15 protein-coding genes are annotated in these 17,265 nt (G+C 37.6%); 11 read left to right on the top strand and 4 right to left on the bottom strand.

Going from position 1 to position 17,265, the window contains the following annotated elements:
- Positions 1–368: 368 nt before the first annotated feature.
- Together ACIR310F_RS0105285 and ACIR310F_RS0105280 are read left to right on the top strand one after the other, a co-directional pair.
- On the top strand, positions 369–494 hold the full coding sequence (locus tag ACIR310F_RS0105285; RefSeq protein WP_028082918.1) for a photosystem II protein Y: 126 nt from the start codon (positions 369–371) through the stop codon (positions 492–494).
- 116 nt (positions 495–610) lie between these two features.
- Positions 611–1,870 carry a bifunctional folylpolyglutamate synthase/dihydrofolate synthase gene (locus ACIR310F_RS0105280; protein WP_028082917.1) on the top strand — a complete coding sequence of 420 codons (1,260 nt, stop codon included), beginning with the start codon at positions 611–613 and terminating at the stop codon, positions 1,868–1,870.
- Positions 1,871–1,914: 44 nt separating this feature from the next.
- On the opposite strand, the gene ACIR310F_RS0105275 is transcribed toward ACIR310F_RS0105280, so the two are convergent.
- Positions 1,915–3,207, bottom strand: coding sequence for an ABC transporter substrate-binding protein (locus ACIR310F_RS0105275; RefSeq protein WP_028082916.1), 1,293 nt, complete (start codon positions 3,205–3,207; stop codon positions 1,915–1,917).
- A 161-nt stretch (positions 3,208–3,368) separates the two neighbouring features.
- Here ACIR310F_RS0105275 and pilM point away from each other — a divergent pair, with 161 nt between their 5' ends.
- The 5 genes from pilM (at position 3,369) to rnc (ending at position 9,580) form a co-directional block, all read left to right on the top strand.
- Positions 3,369–4,460 (top strand): type IV pilus assembly protein PilM, encoded by a 1,092-nt coding sequence (gene pilM, locus ACIR310F_RS0105270; RefSeq protein WP_028082915.1) that lies wholly within the window; start codon positions 3,369–3,371, stop codon positions 4,458–4,460.
- A gap of 5 nt (positions 4,461–4,465) precedes the next feature.
- Entirely contained in the window at positions 4,466–5,260 is a 795-nt protein-coding gene (locus ACIR310F_RS0105265) for a PilN domain-containing protein (RefSeq protein WP_028082914.1), read from the top strand.
- Positions 5,261–5,397: 137 nt separating this feature from the next.
- A complete protein-coding gene (locus tag ACIR310F_RS0105260) occupies positions 5,398–6,024 on the top strand; it encodes a pilus assembly protein PilO (RefSeq protein ID WP_231387398.1) in 627 nt (208 codons plus the stop codon).
- A 185-nt stretch (positions 6,025–6,209) separates the two neighbouring features.
- Positions 6,210–8,657, top strand: coding sequence for a type IV pilus secretin family protein (locus ACIR310F_RS0105255; RefSeq protein ID WP_035367642.1), 2,448 nt, complete (start codon positions 6,210–6,212; stop codon positions 8,655–8,657).
- A gap of 200 nt (positions 8,658–8,857) precedes the next feature.
- The gene (gene rnc, locus ACIR310F_RS0105250) at positions 8,858–9,580 is read left to right on the top strand and encodes a ribonuclease III (RefSeq protein WP_028082911.1); all 723 of its coding nucleotides are present in this window, start codon (positions 8,858–8,860) and stop codon (positions 9,578–9,580) included.
- A gap of 331 nt (positions 9,581–9,911) precedes the next feature.
- Here rnc and ACIR310F_RS0105245 read toward each other — a convergent pair whose 3' ends face one another.
- Together ACIR310F_RS0105245 and ACIR310F_RS21630 are read right to left on the bottom strand one after the other, a co-directional pair.
- Entirely contained in the window at positions 9,912–10,793 is an 882-nt protein-coding gene (locus ACIR310F_RS0105245) for a hypothetical protein (RefSeq protein ID WP_028082910.1), read from the bottom strand.
- A gap of 24 nt (positions 10,794–10,817) precedes the next feature.
- Complete coding sequence (locus ACIR310F_RS21630; protein ID WP_035367640.1) at positions 10,818–12,728, bottom strand: sensor histidine kinase; 1,911 nt, start codon at positions 12,726–12,728, stop codon at positions 10,818–10,820.
- Between the two features lie 368 nt (positions 12,729–13,096).
- Between ACIR310F_RS21630 and ACIR310F_RS0105235 the strand changes: the two genes are divergently transcribed.
- The 3 genes from ACIR310F_RS0105235 to ACIR310F_RS0105225 all read left to right on the top strand — a co-directional run bounded on the left by ACIR310F_RS0105235 (position 13,097) and on the right by ACIR310F_RS0105225 (position 15,508).
- Positions 13,097–13,813 carry a RibD family protein gene (locus ACIR310F_RS0105235; RefSeq protein WP_028082909.1) on the top strand — a complete coding sequence of 239 codons (717 nt, stop codon included), beginning with the start codon at positions 13,097–13,099 and terminating at the stop codon, positions 13,811–13,813.
- Between the two features lie 10 nt (positions 13,814–13,823).
- Entirely contained in the window at positions 13,824–14,999 is a 1,176-nt protein-coding gene (locus tag ACIR310F_RS0105230; protein WP_028082908.1) for a GNAT family N-acetyltransferase, read from the top strand.
- A 125-nt stretch (positions 15,000–15,124) separates the two neighbouring features.
- Positions 15,125–15,508, top strand: a complete 384-nt coding sequence (locus tag ACIR310F_RS0105225) for a DUF4346 domain-containing protein (RefSeq protein ID WP_028082907.1) — start codon at positions 15,125–15,127, stop codon at positions 15,506–15,508.
- Between the two features lie 46 nt (positions 15,509–15,554).
- Here ACIR310F_RS0105225 and psb32 read toward each other — a convergent pair whose 3' ends face one another.
- Entirely contained in the window at positions 15,555–16,292 is a 738-nt protein-coding gene (psb32, locus tag ACIR310F_RS0105220; protein ID WP_028082906.1) for a photosystem II repair protein Psb32, read from the bottom strand.
- Positions 16,293–16,467: 175 nt separating this feature from the next.
- Here psb32 and cysH point away from each other — a divergent pair, with 175 nt between their 5' ends.
- Positions 16,468–17,172, top strand: coding sequence for a phosphoadenosine phosphosulfate reductase (gene cysH / locus ACIR310F_RS0105215; protein WP_028082905.1), 705 nt, complete (start codon positions 16,468–16,470; stop codon positions 17,170–17,172).
- The last annotated feature ends 93 nt before the right edge of the window (positions 17,173–17,265 follow it).

Below are 17,265 nucleotides of genomic sequence, written 5' to 3'. Positions count from 1 at the left end.
GATTCATGGAATAACGAACCACAGAGGCACAGAGGTCACGGAGAAATGAGGATTTGAGAGATATTTTGCTTAAGTCCTGTAAACTTTACATACAACCTTGAAAAAATTCCCCACTTGAGTTCTCAATCAAAACTGAGAACTGTTGACCAAAAAAATCGGATACAATCCCCGTTCTTCTACGACAGCTTTATAGTAAACTAGGTATAGTCGCCACAGGGCATTGGGAGACTATAAACGGACATGGAGACTGAATAAGACTACTTTTCGGTAGCAACAGTCAGTGCAGTGTCAAAGAATCCTCGCTCATGAAAGGACGAGGAGGTATGTCAAAAAACTTAAAATTTTTAATTTACAGAGGGTTTCTAAATATGGACATTGATACTCGTGTAGTAATTGTTTTAGCACCTTTAGCGATCGCTGCTAGTTGGGCTGCTTTTAATATCGGCGCTGCTGCTATTAGACAAATACAAAACTTTTTGAGCAAAGAAGCGTAATTTGGAGAATAGGGAACAGGGAACTCTTAACAGGGAACTCTTAACAGGGAACAGGGAATAGGCAAGAGTTTTACCAATTCTAATCTAATTACCAAATTACCAATTACACAATTCCCATGAGCATAGATTCCCTACTCCAACCCTTTGGGCATTTTGGTGTGAATTTGGGATTATCTCGAATTGTCAATTTATTGGCAACTTTGGGAAATCCCCATCACCGAGTGCCAATTATTCATGTCGCTGGTACTAATGGTAAAGGTTCTGTTTGTGCTTATCTGTCTGCGGTACTTACTGAAGCTGGTTATCAAACTGGACGCTACACCTCCCCCCATTTGGTTGATTGGACAGAACGTATCTGTGTTAATGAACAAGCAATTAATAATAATAACTTGTGTGAATTAATACTTCAAGTTCAAGCAGCAATTAATCCAGATGAAGAATCTCCTACCCAATTTGAAGTAATTACCGCAGCAGCTTGGTTATATTTTGCCCAGCAACAAGTTGATATTGCGGTAATTGAAGTCGGACTAGGAGGACGTTTAGATGCCACTAATGTCTGTGATCATCCTTTAGTGACAATAATTAGTTCCATAAGTCGAGAACATTGGCAACAACTAGGACCAACTATCACCCATATTGCCAGAGAAAAAGCAGGAATCATCAAACCCGGATGTCCGGTGGTGGTGGGTTCATTACCAGAAGCAGCGCAAAAAGTCGTGATATCGCGTACATTAGAACTAAAATGCCCGATTTTTACCCCCGCACCCTCTCGTAAAATTAATCAAAACTGGGCCGAATATCAAAAAATAGCCAGTCCAGAAACAATAAAATACCCTTTAGCATTACAGGGACAAATTCAATTACATAATTCAGCCTTAGCAATAGCTGCTTTGGAAATCTTGCAAAAACAGAATTGGCAAATTTCTGAACAGGCTATTATTCAAGGAATGGCTAAAACCAAGTGGCCAGGGAGAATGCAATGGATTACTTGGAAAACTCATCAAATCCTCATTGACGGCGCACACAACCCAGCCTCAGCTAATGTTTTACGCCATTATGTAGATACACTCAAAACTGAAAATATCACCTGGGTAATGGGAATGCTGGCCACTAAAGATCATAGTGATATTTTTCAGGAACTTCTCAAACCAGGGGATAAATTGTATTTAGTGCCAGTACCCGATAGCAATTCAGCGGATTTAGGAAAATTAGCTAATTTAGCAGCGTCAATTTGTCCAGATTTAAGGTTTTGTAATACTTATACAGACGTATTTTCAGCCTTAGACGCTGCTTGTCCCTCCACAGATAATCAAGTTGTATTATGTGGTTCTCTGTATTTAATTGGTTATTTTTTGTCAGTAGTCAGGGGTCATTAGTCAGGTGTCAGGGAACACTTTTATTACCCATTACCAATTACCCATTAGCGATTATCCCACAATTGGGCGGCATCTTCCACAGCTTGATCAACGGTTTTTTGTCCTAACATTGCTGCTTGTAAATTTTCGTAAATTGATTTTTGCAAAAGTTTAAAATCTTTGAGTTTAGGGGTTAATACCTCAGCTTGTTGTAACTGTGACGCACTAATTACCCTTCCCTTTTCTGCGGTAGTAGCATTAGCGGGAACTTTCTTAAAATAAGTATCAGACAATGCCTTAATTGTAGAAGGTAGGACATTAGCGGCTTTGGCAAAAGCTAATTGATTGGCGTCATTAGTCACAAATAATGCAAATTTAACAGCTTCGTCAGGGTATTTACTATCACGGGGAATGACCATATTCATCACGGCGACATTTTTCTTACCCGTATCCCCCGTAATTTGCGGGGCTATAGCGGAGGCTAGGGCAATCTTGGGGGCATTATTAGCAATGGTTTTGAGAAATTCAGGACCAGAAGCTAAAAAAGCTGTTTCTCCAGATTGGTATAAATCTATAGCGTGACGATGCCCTTGGGTTAAAGATGCCTTTGGTAACAAACCTTTTTTATACAAATCTACCCAATATTGAAAAGCAGCTTTTCCTTGAGGTGTATTAAAACCAGCTTTACCATCAGTATTAACTAGAGTGACACCCATTTGTATCAGTGATTCCAGCACCTCTCCAGAGTCTTGAGGGACAAAAGTAGCAAAGAAAGCATACTTACCAGTTTTGTCTTTAATTTGTTGTGCCATTTGTCCCAATTCTGCATAAGTGGCAGGTGGTTTTGTAATACCAGCCTGTTTTAATAAATCGGTGTTATAAATAGTCAGTCGCGTGGTAAGATACCAAGGAATACCAAAACTTTTGTTATTCAGGGTACTTGCTTGCCAAATATTTGGCAAATAAGAGGAACGAACTTGACTAGAAACTTTATTGTCTAAATTTAACCAAGCATTTTTTCCCGCTAATTGGGAAGCAAAGTCTGGGTTAAGGTTAACAACATCTGGAGGTGTTTTTGCTGATACTGCGGTTAAAACCTTGTTTTCCATAGCCGACCAAGGTACATCTACCCATTTAACTTTGATACTTGGGTTCTGTGATTCAAAAGTCCTAATTAGACCCTGAAAATAGTTGGTAAATTGAGGTTGAAGCTGCATTGTCCAGAACTCAATAGTGACAATTCCTTGAACAGGAATTTTCGGGTTATTACTGAAAGTGCTGCAACTAACAATAAAACTAGTAAATAACCCTAACAAAGCCCAAGAAACCAGGCGTTTAATTTTTAGCGATCGAATCATATTAATTAAGTGGTAGTATGATTAGGGTTGGTTTAAGTAACAGGAGGATCGTTGTCGAGACTATAGAATATATCAATTGGGGTAATTGGTAAAGATTCTTTGCTGACCACAACGGACAACCTATTAACTTATTGTTCTTGAGTAATCTAGAGGGTAAAATTGTGCTAAAAGCCTTCACTAGTTTGTTTGGTAGATCTAATCAAGTCCTTGGTATTGAACTAACACCTGAAAGGGTAAATTTAGTACAAATACATAAGCAACGTCAAGGTTTAAAAATTAAATCCTTGACAACAGTACCAGTACCAGATGGCATATTGAGTGATGGTCAAATTATTGATACTCCAGCCATGTCTGAAATTATTCAGCAAGCAGTTGCTGAAAGTAAAACTAAAGCCTCTCATGTTGCTACTTGTATACCAGGCAGAAACGCTATTGTGCGTTTAATTAGTGTACCATCAGATTTAGATAACGAAGAGTTGCGGGATTTGATACTTAACCATGAAGCGAGTTTATACTTACCTTATCCCCAGGAACAAGCTGACATTGACTATCAAACACTTGAACACTTTATAGATGAAGATGGTATTGATAAAGTACGAGTATTATTAGTTGCCACTCGTAAAGATATCACACAAACATATTTGGATGCTTTTGAACAGGCCGGATTAACTGTTGATACCTTGGAGATTAACAGTTTCGCCCTAATTCGGACCATTCGTGAACAGTTGCAGCTATTAGAACCCACAGAAGCAGCGGTGTTAGTTGATATTGAGTTTGATAGTACAGAAATTGCCATCGTTATCAATGGTGTACCGCAATTTTCCCGCACAATACCTATTGGTACATATCAAATGCAAGCTGCACTGTCAAAGGATATGAACTTACCGATATCACGAGATACGGATATGTTAGAGAGCGTTATTATTCCTGAAAACTCAAGGGGTATTGGTGATGATATTGACATAGACTCTATGTTGAATGTTCTCAGGGAATTAAGTGATGAATTAAGTCGTACTATTAATTTTTACGTTAATCAAAGTGTAAATCTGGAAGTTGTGCAACTTTTCTTAGCAGGTCCTGGAGCAGGAATACAACAACTAGGCGAGTTTCTGACTAAAAAGTTGGGTTTACCAACTATACCAATAGATCCTTTTACTTGTTTGTCTTTGAGTGCGGATATCGAAGAATATCCTTTAATGAAACGCCCTGGGTTGGGTATTGTACTAGGTTTAGGAATCCGAGGGGTGGAATAAATAAAATGTACAATCTAGATATTAACCTACTGAAAAACCGTCCAGAATATCAGCAAAAAATTCCAAGTCAGGCTAATCAATTATCACTGCAATTAGGAGAGTTTACCCCTGTTTATGTAGGGGTTGCAGTCGGTTTATTATTCCCATCTTTGGTGTTTTTTAGTTTGTCATTCCTGCAATGGAAAACTGCTGAAGTAGCAAAGCAAACAACAAAATTAGAGGAGCAAGGTAAGGTTTTGAATCAAACAATAGCCAATATTAAAAAAATGAAAGCGGAAACAGCTACCATTAATAGCCAAACGACAACCTTAGTCAAAGTATTTGATCAGATACGTCCTTTGTCAGCAATATTACATGATTTGGGCGATCGCATTCCTCCTAGAGTACAAATTGAAAGTATCAAGCAAACAAGCCCAAACCCTCAACCTACAGCCAACACCACCCCTAATAATACTAATAATACCGCTGGCTACTTAGAAATTTCTGGTTTTGCGGTTTCCTATGCTTCGGTTAACGATTTTACCCTGAGTCTGGGACAATCTAAATTTTTTAATCCCCAGGAAATTAAAATTATCACAACTGAGTTAGTAGATGCACCAGCGATCACAGGTTTCCTTCCTCCTGTGGCTACAAAATCTGAGGTAGGAATTAAACCAATTCAAATAGTTAAATATACTATTAAAACAGGTTTGAGTAACGTACCTGCATCTGATTTAATTCCAGAATTAGAAAAAAAAGGAACAATCGGACTAGTGGATAGACTTCGTCACATTCAAAAACTAGGAGTAGTTAGCAAATAACACTGAGTGGTGAGTTTAATTCTACTCAACAAGTCACAGAGGCAGAAAATTCTGCACCTGTTGTCTTTGGTATCACCTTAACACCACTAATAATCGGTAGTGTATTTGCTGGTTTAGGTGTTTTAGGTGCATTTTATATGCTGGTTAATATGGTAATGCCCGCTGTGGAAAGTTATAAAGAACAGGAAACTAAACGTGATCAACTACAAATAGAAATTCAGCAAAAGCAAAACCAAGCTAGACAAATAGGTAAAATAAAGGCAGACTTAGCAACAGCAAAAGAACAACAGAAACAAATTTTAGCTTTATTTACCGATGAAAAAAGTTTGGAGACTCTATTACTAGATACCAGTCTCTTAATAGATTCTAGCGATATCAAGGTTTTTGGTAGTTCTATTAAAGCCAAAATGAAAAAATTTGCCCCCACTACCGAAAAACCTGAAGTAGTAGCAGATAATAGTTTTGGGGCAGAAATTAATAATAAAATCAAACGCAGTATTATCAAAGTAGAAATTGAGGGTAATTTTGTACAAACCCAATTAATTATGCGGAATATTGAGCGACTACAACCTTTATTGTTAGTCAAAAACTACGACTCAAAATTGTCACCACCAGAGATTTCAGCAGATAAAAATAACCCTATACCGATTAATATTGGTAAACTAATTACATCTTTTGAATTAGAGGCTTTAATTCCACTCACTCCCGAAGAAGAAGCAGCCTTAGCACCCCAACCAGCAGCAGCTAATACACCAAAAAAATAACCTTTGAGAGAATGTTTGAAAAGTCTAATTTCTGATTTTTCCTGAGTCCACGCAGTCCGACTTTATTCGTGTATTAGCGATTTATAATCGCCTTATGGTTTTAAAACAACTTCAGAGAAAAGTATGTTTCGCGCCAAAGCGCAAAAGTTGAGATCTTGAATTTCATTTTAAGTGAGGAGTAAATTGTGAAACAGTCTGATTATGGTTTTTTCGTACCCGGAGCAGCAGCTTGTATTCTCTTAGCAGCCCAGCCGGTTTTAGCACAAATAACACAAGTTACTGATGTTCAACTTAATCCCATTCAGGGGGGAATTAGTGTTATTTTAATAACTGGTACTGAAAATAGTCCCCAAGTATTCAGCACTAAAAAGGGCAAATCCTTAGTTGCGGATATAGTTAATGCTCAATTGCGTTTACCTAAAAGTGGTAATTTCCGTCAAGAAAACCCCGCACCAGGAATCGCTGTGATTGAGATTAAGCAATTAGATACTAATAATATGCAGGTGACAGTCACTGGTACGGATAATGCACCAAATATTCAGCCTGTCAACCGTAGGGATAATAATATTACTTTAGGCTTTACTACTACTGTCGCAAATTCAACAACATCAAACTCTACCAATTCCACAGATAAACCAGGTCAACAGCCAGAGGTTCTAGTTCCTAACCCCCAAGTTACAATTGACGGGAAAATTACCCAAACCCCAAATCCTGGTCAAGCTTATAAGCAAAGTCCTATTTTTTTACCTAAGGCTGTCGCCCCACCTGTAGGAGATATTACTCAGTCTAATATTGATACATCTCCTGTGGTGATTGATTTAGGTACAAAAGAACGAGTTCGTCGGTTGGTGTTGCGTGACGCACCTGTAAGAGAGGTTTTATCTTTATTAGCTCGTGCTGCTGGACTGAATTTGGCTTATATAGGTGATGATGACGATAAAGATCAAAAAACACCTGCTCCCCCTACAGGTGATAATAAAAATGAAACTGAAACTAAAATATATCAAAAAATCTCTTTAGATGTAGAAAACGAACCGGTGCAGGATGTTTTTAATTACGTCCTGCGTTTGAGTGGTTTGGAAGCTAACCGCAGTGGACGGACAATTTTTGTTGGGCCTAAATTACCTAACTCCACCCGTGATGTCGTAATGCGTAATCTACGACTTAATCAAGCAGATGTTAAGGTAGTAGCTAGTTTTCTAGTCAGATTAGGTGCTGAAAGTGCTTTAAATCCTCAAGTACAGACTACTCAAACAACTATCAAAAATTTATCAGAAGCAGGAGGGCAAGCACAGCAGCCTAATACCTCAAGTGAAACTAAAACAGCAGAGAGTGAAATTAAAGCTGAACGTATTGTGTTTAAAGACTCAGTTCCTTTGCTTAGAGGTTTACAAGTATTAGGAGACGAAAGAACTAATACTCTCACCTTGATTGGTAGTCCTAAATTGGTGGAGATGGCAGTATCTCAATTAACACAGCTTGATACCCGTCGTCGTCAAGTGGTGGTAAATGTCAAAATTATTGATGTCAACCTGACAGGTAGTCAAGATTACAATACCAGTTTTTCTTTTGGGGTTGGTAACAACTTCTTTGTTAATGATGGTGGTGCAGCATCTTTAAATTTTGGTGGTTCTCGACCAGCTACAGGAAGTGAAGTGAAAGAAAGTGTGACTCAAACCCCCGTGATTAAAAACCCAATTACAGGAGCGCCATTTTTTGATGCAAATAGTACATTTACAGTCCCCAATGGTGGATCAGGACTCAGAATTATCAGAGATGGTCTGGTGTTATCGGAAACACCACCAGGTGATGCGACATTCTTACGACCAATTTCACCAACTAACACTAGTCCAACTACCCCAGGAATATCTAATTTTACACCTGGAACACCAGATGTCATAACTATCACAACTGATCCTATAACTGGAAGACAGACTGCTGCTTTTGCAGAGGGTAGTCGTGCTGCATCTACATTTGCTCTACCAAGTTTATACCAATTCCCTAAACGGTTTCTTGCGAGTTTACAAGCTCAAGTTACCAAGGGCAACGCTAAGATTCTCACAGATCCTACCTTAATTGTTCAAGAAGGACAAACTGCCGATGTACAACTAACTCAGCAAGTTGTCGGAGACATAAAAATAACTAGAACAGATACTCCTGGAGGTTCTAGAGAAGAGAAAAATATCTCAAAAGAGCCAGTCGGGTTAAGTCTTAGTGTCAAAATTGAACGGATTGATGATAATGGCTTTGTGTCTCTACAAGTTGCTCCAAATGTTAAGTCTCCTGTTGGTACGGCAGATACGGGTAATGGAAAAGTCATTTTAGTTTCTACTCGCTCCCTTACTTCTGGTACAATTCGCCTCCGAGATACTCAAACGCTTATTCTCTCCGGTATTATTCAGGATGAAGATCGAACAAGTGTTTCTAAATTACCTATTTTGGGTGATATTCCCCTGCTGGGTGCGCTGTTTAGGAAAACAAACAAACAGAACGAACGTAGAGAGGTAATTATTTTACTGACACCGCAAATAATGGATGATTCCCAGAATTCTGGCTATGGTTATAATTATACACCCAGTCCCACAGCGCGGGAAATGTTGGAACGTCAGGGGGTGAAGTTGCAACCGCGTTAGTTAGTTTTTGGTGATTATTTGCCAAAATACACGATTTATGGGGGAATTGAGTATTTTGCGGCTAAAACCTCACCTCTCAATTAAAATTGGGATCAGTATTGGGAATAAGTGGAGTTCCTTTGTGTAGTAACGAGTTTTATTTACCCAATACTTTTAATGCTAAGTTAAGAGTTATTAGCCCTTTTTTCCACACTTACCTAATGTCCAGCGTTTATCCCCGAAGACAACGGCAGCTTGAAAGTTTAGTGCAAAAGTTTGGTTTGTCACTAAATGCACCAGTAAAGTGGCAATTATTAGACCTGGCACTAACTCATCCTACCGTCTCCGATACCGCCAATTATGAACAACTAGAATTTGTGGGCGATGCGGTGGTACGTCTAGTGGCAGCTGTGGTATTATGGGAACATTACCCTGATTGCTCCGTTGGTGATTTTGCCGCTATTCGTTCCGTTTTGGTGAGCGATCGCATTCTCGCCCAATTAGCAAGAGAATATGGTTTAGAATTATATTTATTGGTGGCTGGTAGTGCTACTGCCGATCATATCGGGCAAGAATCACGATTAGCAGATTCTTTTGAAGCAGTTCTAGGAGCGCTTTACCTTAGCACTCAAAATCTTAACCTGATTCGTCCTTGGTTAGATTCCCATTTCCAACAGCTAACCACAGAAATCCGTCTTGACCCTGCTAAACTCAATTATAAAGCGGCTTTGCAAGAATGGACTCAAGCACAATTTAAGGTTCTTCCAGAATATCGAGTTTTAGAAATTAGTCAACCCCACCGCAATCATGAACGCTTTTTTGCTGAAGTTTGGCTACATGAAAAAATGTTAGGACAAGGTAAAGGACGTTCTATTAAAGCCGCTGAACAAGCCGCTGCGAAGGAGGCTTATTTGCTAATTAGCACCCAGGTGACAGAGGAGTAATTAAAATCATCTGATATTTACAGCACTTCCCGATGTTATGAGGTACAAGAACCCCACCCCCAACCCCCTCCAATATCAAAAGTTTATCCTTTTCTTCCCCCCGCTGCGGGGGGATTGAGGGGGGTGCGAGGAGGGGGCTTAAGATGTACCTCATAAGAGCGGAAACCCCTGTATATGTAAATATGTATATATCCATGTGTTATAACATACAAAATAAAACCAATTACCTCCCCTCAAGGGAGGACGAGGTTAAAAGGATTTTAAACCCACCCGGGTGGGTTTTGTCTGTATAGATGCGGTTTATAAGCGCCTAACCTCATTTTCTATTCTTCTATTCTACTTTTACCCAAAAATCTGCGGTCTTAATATTTCCATTACGGTTAAATTGTAGCCACATTTTATATGTTCCTGATTTGGGAAATTTTGTCTCAAATTCTATTTTTCCATCTGGGCTATTTTTGAGTGCATGAGCATGAATATAATCGGATTTTGTCAGGGGAGATGAACTTTTAATAATCACTAAATGACCTTTTTCTCCTAAGTAGGGTTGTAGGTCTTTAATGGGTTGATTTTTATTGTCTTTCAAATCAAAAATTAAACTTACTTCTTTACCAGCTTGCAGATTTTTTTCAGAGATATTCAGATTGACTTTAGTATCTGTAAAGGTTTTAGTTTTTGTGAATTTTTCTAAATCTCTTGGGGGTGAAACTGAACCGGGAATTGTGATCTTCATTAAAGAGACATTTTCCTTTTCTCCAGCGGGTTTATAATCACTGAAAAGTGTATAATTTCCTGAGTCTGGAAAATTTGCAGTTACTTGAAATCGTCCATTTTCTTTGTATTCGGGGTGAATATGAGCAAAGGACTTTAAATCATCCCTAACGATAATTAAGTGCATGATTTTTTCCTGGAAAATGTCAAATTTATTCACAGGTTTTCCCGTAGCATCTTGAATATCTATGACTAAATTAACTGATTGATTAGGAGTTAAAGTTTTGGGAGCATTTAATGTCGCTTTAGTAGTTGTTTGTGAATTATTTTCATGATTCATATTTTCCATAGAATGTCCCTCATGTCCACCCATGGAATCATGATCATGATTCATCATCATACTAGGAGAAATTTCTACTTTAGTAGATTTAGTAGTTGATGAACAAGCGGGAGCTAATAATAAAGTTGTCACCACAAAAATACCTGATAAAAATCGTTTCATTTGAGGAATGTTGTAATTTTTAATTTATCGGCTAGTTTGACTTCTAACTCGATTACCAATAGCATCTTTTTTTTCTGCATTCGGTAATAAAGCTAGATCAGTTAAGGGTAATTTGATGATTACCGTTGTTCCTTGATTTAAACCCAAACTCTGCAAACTAATTCTACCACCCATCAGTTCAATTAAATTCCGGGAAATTGCTAAACCTAATCCAGTTCCTTCAAATTTGCGCGTAGTTGTACCGTCAACCATGACAAAGGGACGAAATAGTTTATTTTGCTCTCCTGGATCAATACCAATTCCTGTGTCCTTAATGGACACTATAGCATAAGGCTGATGACTATTTGTGTAAATATTTGTACTAATTTGAATACTACCTTCATCTGTGAATTTAGTAGCATTACCAATAATATTAATTAGCACTTGTTTAAGTTTAACTATATCTGCCTTAATTGGGATGGGTTTATCACCTATATTACAAATTAATTGCAGTCTTTTGGATTGGATATTAACTGATTGTAAGTTAATTACTTCTAATAATAATTGACGTAAATCTAGAGGTACTATAATTACGGAAAGTTTACCAGCTTCTATTTTAGAAATATCCAATAAATCATTGATTAAACCTAATAAATGAATTGCTGTATCATCGGCTTTTTTGAGAAATTCTAATTCTTCTTCTCTGTTATCACACAAACCATCACGAACCAGACGAACACAATTAATAATAATATTAAGTGGGTTTCTTAATTCATGGGAAGTTGTTGCTAAAAATTGACTTTTAATTTGGTTAGCTGATTTAGCTTCCTTCCAAGCAATTTCTAATTCTTCGGCCCAATCTTTGAGTCTTTCTACCATTTGATCTAATGCTTGTGCTAGTTGGTTAAATTCCCGAATTTTGAAATTACGGGGAATGGGTTGGGCTGCGTGGTGACTATGAAGATTAACAGCATAGTCGCGTAGTTCTTCTATTGGACCTGCTAAACAAGGAACTAAATAAAATGATGCTAATAAACTTGCACCAATTAAACCCACTGTTAAGACAATCAGAATTAGTTTAATTTCTTCTAAACCAAATAGGGCATTTTCTACACTGGTAACTGCTAGGATAATCCATCTTTGTGATGGTTTTGTGGTTATAGGTTTAGCGGTAGCTGTAAAACCAACGACCAATTCTTCTCCTTCTTTAAAAGATAAATTACTAGAATTATTACTTCCAGCTAAGGCATCTTTAACTATAGCTTGTATTCTTTCTACATCGGGATAATTTTTAATATTAGTACCGATTCTTTCCGGTAATAGATGAGCTAAAACCCTACCATCTTCAGAAATTACAACTAAAGAACCAGTAAGAGAGCCTCGATGATTGGGAGTTTGTTGATATAATGTGGTTTTAATGCTTAATCGGTAAGCTAAATTACCACGTTGATTAGCAACAGGAATTGATAAAAACAACTGGAGTTGATTTTGTTTATCTCGTTTGCCAGTTTTTCCCGCTGGGAGTGGTAATATAAATTGAATATCAACATCATTATTCGTAGGAGATAAACCTGATGGGGTAATTTCTTGATCACCACAACTACTAGCAATTATATCACCTTTTTTAATATGGGTGAGTTGTAAACAATCAATTTGGGTTGGTAGTTGGTTTTTGAGTTTTTTAAGAAATTCCTCAATTTCTACAGATGATCCAGAATCAATTACTTTCGTTTGACTAGCGGTAATTAAATTGGAACGTAAAGCAGCAATATCATCACTGATTTTTTCTCCTTTGTTAACCGCACTTTCTGTTAAATTTTGTCTAGCTGTATTCAAAAGGCTGGAACGGGCTTTATTGAGAGCGACTAATTCACCTACTAATAAAACCGGGACAAATACCAGCAGTATTCTTGTTACTAAAATTCGTCTAAATGACGATTGACTAGATTTAACCATCTTTTGTCTCTCTTCGCATCCTTAAACCACCATCAAAAGATATGTAATTACACTCACCAAAGGAGACACTTTATAAAGTAAACAGCAGATTTGATCAGCTTAATCACAATTTTTAATAGATAGAAAATAGGTGAAAATTGAAAATTAGAACTTAAAAAGTTATTACCAATTACCAATTAGCAATTCCTCACCTATTAAGTCATCTGTCTTACCTAAAAATAAATATGATGTCCTAGAAATCATAAAAGATAGATATAGTGAATATTGTTGCATATCAATATGGAAACAGTAAAATTTCTCAACATTGTCTTATAACTATAAACTATGAGAAAATCTACACAGCAGCTAAAAATTATCAAAGTAAATTAATGATAGAAAAACGCCCTCATACCACAGTAATTTTAGCCATGAGTGCTGATGGTAAAATAGCAGATTTTAACCGCTCCCCCGCTCGATTTGGCTCATTAAATGATAAACTACACCTGGAGAAACAAATTGCTGCTGCTGATGCTGTTTTATTCGGTTCTGATACCCTTCGTGCTTACGGTACGACAATGATAATATCAGAGTCAATACTCTTGCAACAAAGAAAAAAAGTAAATAATCACCCCCAACCTGTTCATATAGTGATTTCCCATTCAGCTAATCTCAATCCGGACATTAAATTTTTTCAACAACCGGTGAGACGTTGGTTACTGACAACTTCTCTAGGGGCTTCTGTTTGGGAAAAAAGTTCAGGATTTGAACAAATTTTAGTATTTGAAACTGCTAGAGGAGAAATTGACATTCTGGCTGTTGTAAAATACTTAGCAGGTGTAGAAATTAGCCGTCTAGCTATTTTAGGAGGAGGACAATTAGTAGCATCTTTTCTTGAATTGGATTTAATTGATGAAATATGGCTAACTATTTGTCCACTGATTTTAGGTGGTAATACCGCTCCTTCACCCGTAGGAAGAACAGGATTTTTATCGGCTCTTGCTCCTCAGTTACAATTATTAGAAGTGTCTACAGTTGAGCAAGAAGTATTTTTACACTATGGGGTAATTCATAAGTCAGAGTTAAATCTAAAATCCCAAATTTTTTAACAATTAAACAATGATCAAAGCACACAAATATAACTACTCTGTTACTTGGACTCACACAATCGCGGATGTTCCTAAATCTGCTTGGGATGCTTTAGCAATACCCTTAAAAACCCCTTTTTTAGAATGGGATTGGTTACATAATTTGGAAGTATCCCATAGCGCTACAGCCCATGCTGGTTGGTTACCAAATCACCTGATTTTATGGCGAAATGGAACTTTAATCGCTGCTGCTCCTTTATATTTAAAAGGACATAGTCAAGGGGAATTTGTCTTTGATCATCAATGGGCTGAATTAGCATCTCGCTTAGGAATAGAATATTATCCCAAACTTCTGGGAATGACACCATTTACCCCCGCCGAAGGCTATCGCTTTTTAATTTCACCGGGAGAAGATGAGGAAGAAATTACAGCTTTAATGATCTATGAAATTGATAGTTTCTGCGTTAAACATCGCATTTCTAGCTGTCATTTTCTCTATGTTGATACCCAATGGCGACCAATTTTAGAAAAACAGGGTTTGACAACTTGGTTACATCATAGTTATATTTGGAAAAATGCTGATTTTACAACTTTTGATGATTATTTAACTGGATTTAATGCTAATCAAAGACGCAATATTAAACGGGAACGCAAAGCTGTAGAACAAGCGGGTTTGAAACTTCAAGCTATGACTGGTGACGAAATTCCTCCATCTATGTTTCCTTTAATGTATGATTTCTATGCTGATACTTGCGATAAGTTTGGTTGGTGGGGTAGCAAATATCTGACAAAGCAATTTTTTGAACAGTTATACCATAATTATCGTCATCGCGTTGTATTTTTTGCTGCTTATCACCAAGAAGATCAAGATCAGCGTCAACCCCTGGGAATGTCTTTTTGTTTATTTAAAGAAAATCAACTCTATGGACGTTATTGGGGGAGTTTTCAAGACATAGATTGCTTACATTTTGACGCTTGTTATTATACACCAATTGCATGGGCGATCGCTCACAATATCCAAACTTTTGATCCCGGCGCTGGTGGTAAACATAAAAAACGCCGTGGTTTTCCCGCTACTCCTAATCACAGTCTTCACCGCTTTTATAACAACCGTTTAGAAAAGATTATCCTTCCTTGGATTCGAGAAGTCAATCACATCGAACAACAAGAAATAGACGCTATTAATGCAGAATTACCTTTTAAATAGCAAAATATAGCTCGCTTTTAGATCCCGGACTTCTCAAAGCAGTTCGGGATCTACCTAAATGATCTATAATTAGACTCAAGATATAATCTCAAAAACTCTCAATAAATTTACTTTTGATAAAGCGCATGGATTTACTACTTGAAGATTTGACAGCAATTGATCATAAACTTTCCCAACGTCATATTGATCTTGACCCCAGTGGCTATTTTATCATCTACATAGATAAAAATGAACGATTGATTTATGCCAAGCACTTCACTAATATTATTAATGAGCGTGGTTTAGCAGTAGATCCAGAAACAGGTAAGGTCATTCCCGTACGCGGTAAGGTGGAAAGAACACACACAACCGTATTTAGTGGCCGCACAGCCAAAGAACTCTGTATTAAGATCTTTGAAGAAACTCCAGATTGTCCTATTACCTTCTTAGATCATGCAGCTTACTTAGGTAGAGAATTTGTCCGCGCTGAATTAGCTTTAGTATGCGGTAAAGATTATATTCAAGATTGATTAGTAGTAGTGATGGGTAAATACTTACCTCATCACTTATTGGCTATTACTCGGATTCTTTAGTTGCTGGTTGAAACACTTGGTAAATATAATATGTCGCCATGGGAATCACAGTGGCCGCAATTAAAAGCCCTACAACCCAAACAGTAGCATTCCCTTTATCAGTGTCTTCCGCTTTAGTGAATGTTCCTTCTACTTTGACAGTTTCTACTTTCTGTGGTGGACCTGGATCTGGTTTACCAGATAGAACCGCAACCAGGCGATCGCTCACATCCAAAAAACCTTGATTATATTTATTGCCATTACGCAAAAACGTACCTAGTGTTTCTTCAGTAATACTCTGCGCGATACTATCAGTCAATAGAGACTTAATATTATCACCACTAATTAAAACAGTACCATTAGTAACAGTATCAACGAGTAATAACACTTGATTAGCTTGCTCTGCTGCGGTGGGAAACCATTTAGTAAATAATCCTTGACCAAAACTTTCCGGTGTTTCTCCGTAGTCAAGCCTGTGAATTGTTACAAGTCTCACTTCCCGACCAGTTTCCTGAGCCAAATCCTTGAAAGTATTAGTTAGATTACCTTCATTGAATCGGCTAATCACATCACCTTGATCTAAAATCCAAGTATCTGCTGTTAAACCTGGCATTTCGTATACACCAGTAGCAGAAGCAGGTAAAATAAACAGCGAAGTCCCCATCACCATTACCAGTAGAGGTAAAAGAAGACGAGCAAAGTATTTTTTGTTACTAAATATTTTTTTGAGTAACTGTTGCATAGTATGAATCCTTAAACAGACTTGCAATCAAAATACTACATAATGAGGGACTTGGTAATTGGTAATTGGTAAGAAGTTCTTTTCCCTGTACTCCAGCATCGGCGGGGATATGTAACTTTATTAAGGTATTATTAAATTTAATAAAAGTAAAAAAATCTTTGTTTAAGGAAATATCATGACAGCCTCTACCACCTTTGACTTAGTAGCACTAAATCAGCAATTGGAAACCGCAACTCCCAAGGAAATTTTAGCCTGGTCTATTAAGAATATCCCCACGGGACTGGTACAAACTAGCGCCTTTAACGTTGATGACATCATTTTGACACATATACTGTATACAGAACTTCAGCATCCAGTTCCGGTAATTTTTCTTGATACCCTTTATCACTTTCCCCAAACCCTAGAATTAGTTGCTAAAGCCCAAGAAATCTATAATCTTGATTTAAAAACCTATAAAACACCAGATATAGATAGTCGTGAAGCCTTTGCTGCTAAATTTGGTGCAGCCCTTTGGGATACAAATATTGCTAAATTCCACGATATTACCAAAATTGAACCATTGCAACGGGGTTTAGATGAACTGAATACCGTAGCCTGGATTACAGGCCGCCGTCGTGATCAAGCCGTTACCCGTGCTACCATGCCTGTATTAGAATTAGATGGTAAGGGAAGATTGAAAATTAATCCCCTAGCTACTTGGACCCGTAAACAAAGTTGGGAGTATGTAGCTCAACATAAGGTAATTTACAACCCTCTCCATGACCAAGGTTATCCCAGTATTGGTGACGAACCTATTACCACTAAAGTAGGTGAAGGTGAAGACGAACGCGCTGGACGTTGGCGCGGAAGTGAAAAAACTGAGTGCGGAATTCATATTTAGTCACTTGTTAGCAGTCTAGACGACTAAACCCCCGACTTCTTGAAGCAGTCGGGGATCATCCTAAGTAGGTGAACGGAAAAAAACCGAAATATT

The sequence above is a fragment of the Dolichospermum circinale AWQC310F genome, from assembly GCF_000426925.1.
GTDB classification, from domain to species: Bacteria; Cyanobacteriota; Cyanobacteriia; order Cyanobacteriales; family Nostocaceae; genus Dolichospermum; species Dolichospermum circinale.
The sequence above is the reverse complement of the archived record's forward strand: the minus strand, read 5'-3'. Positions and strand labels throughout refer to the sequence as shown.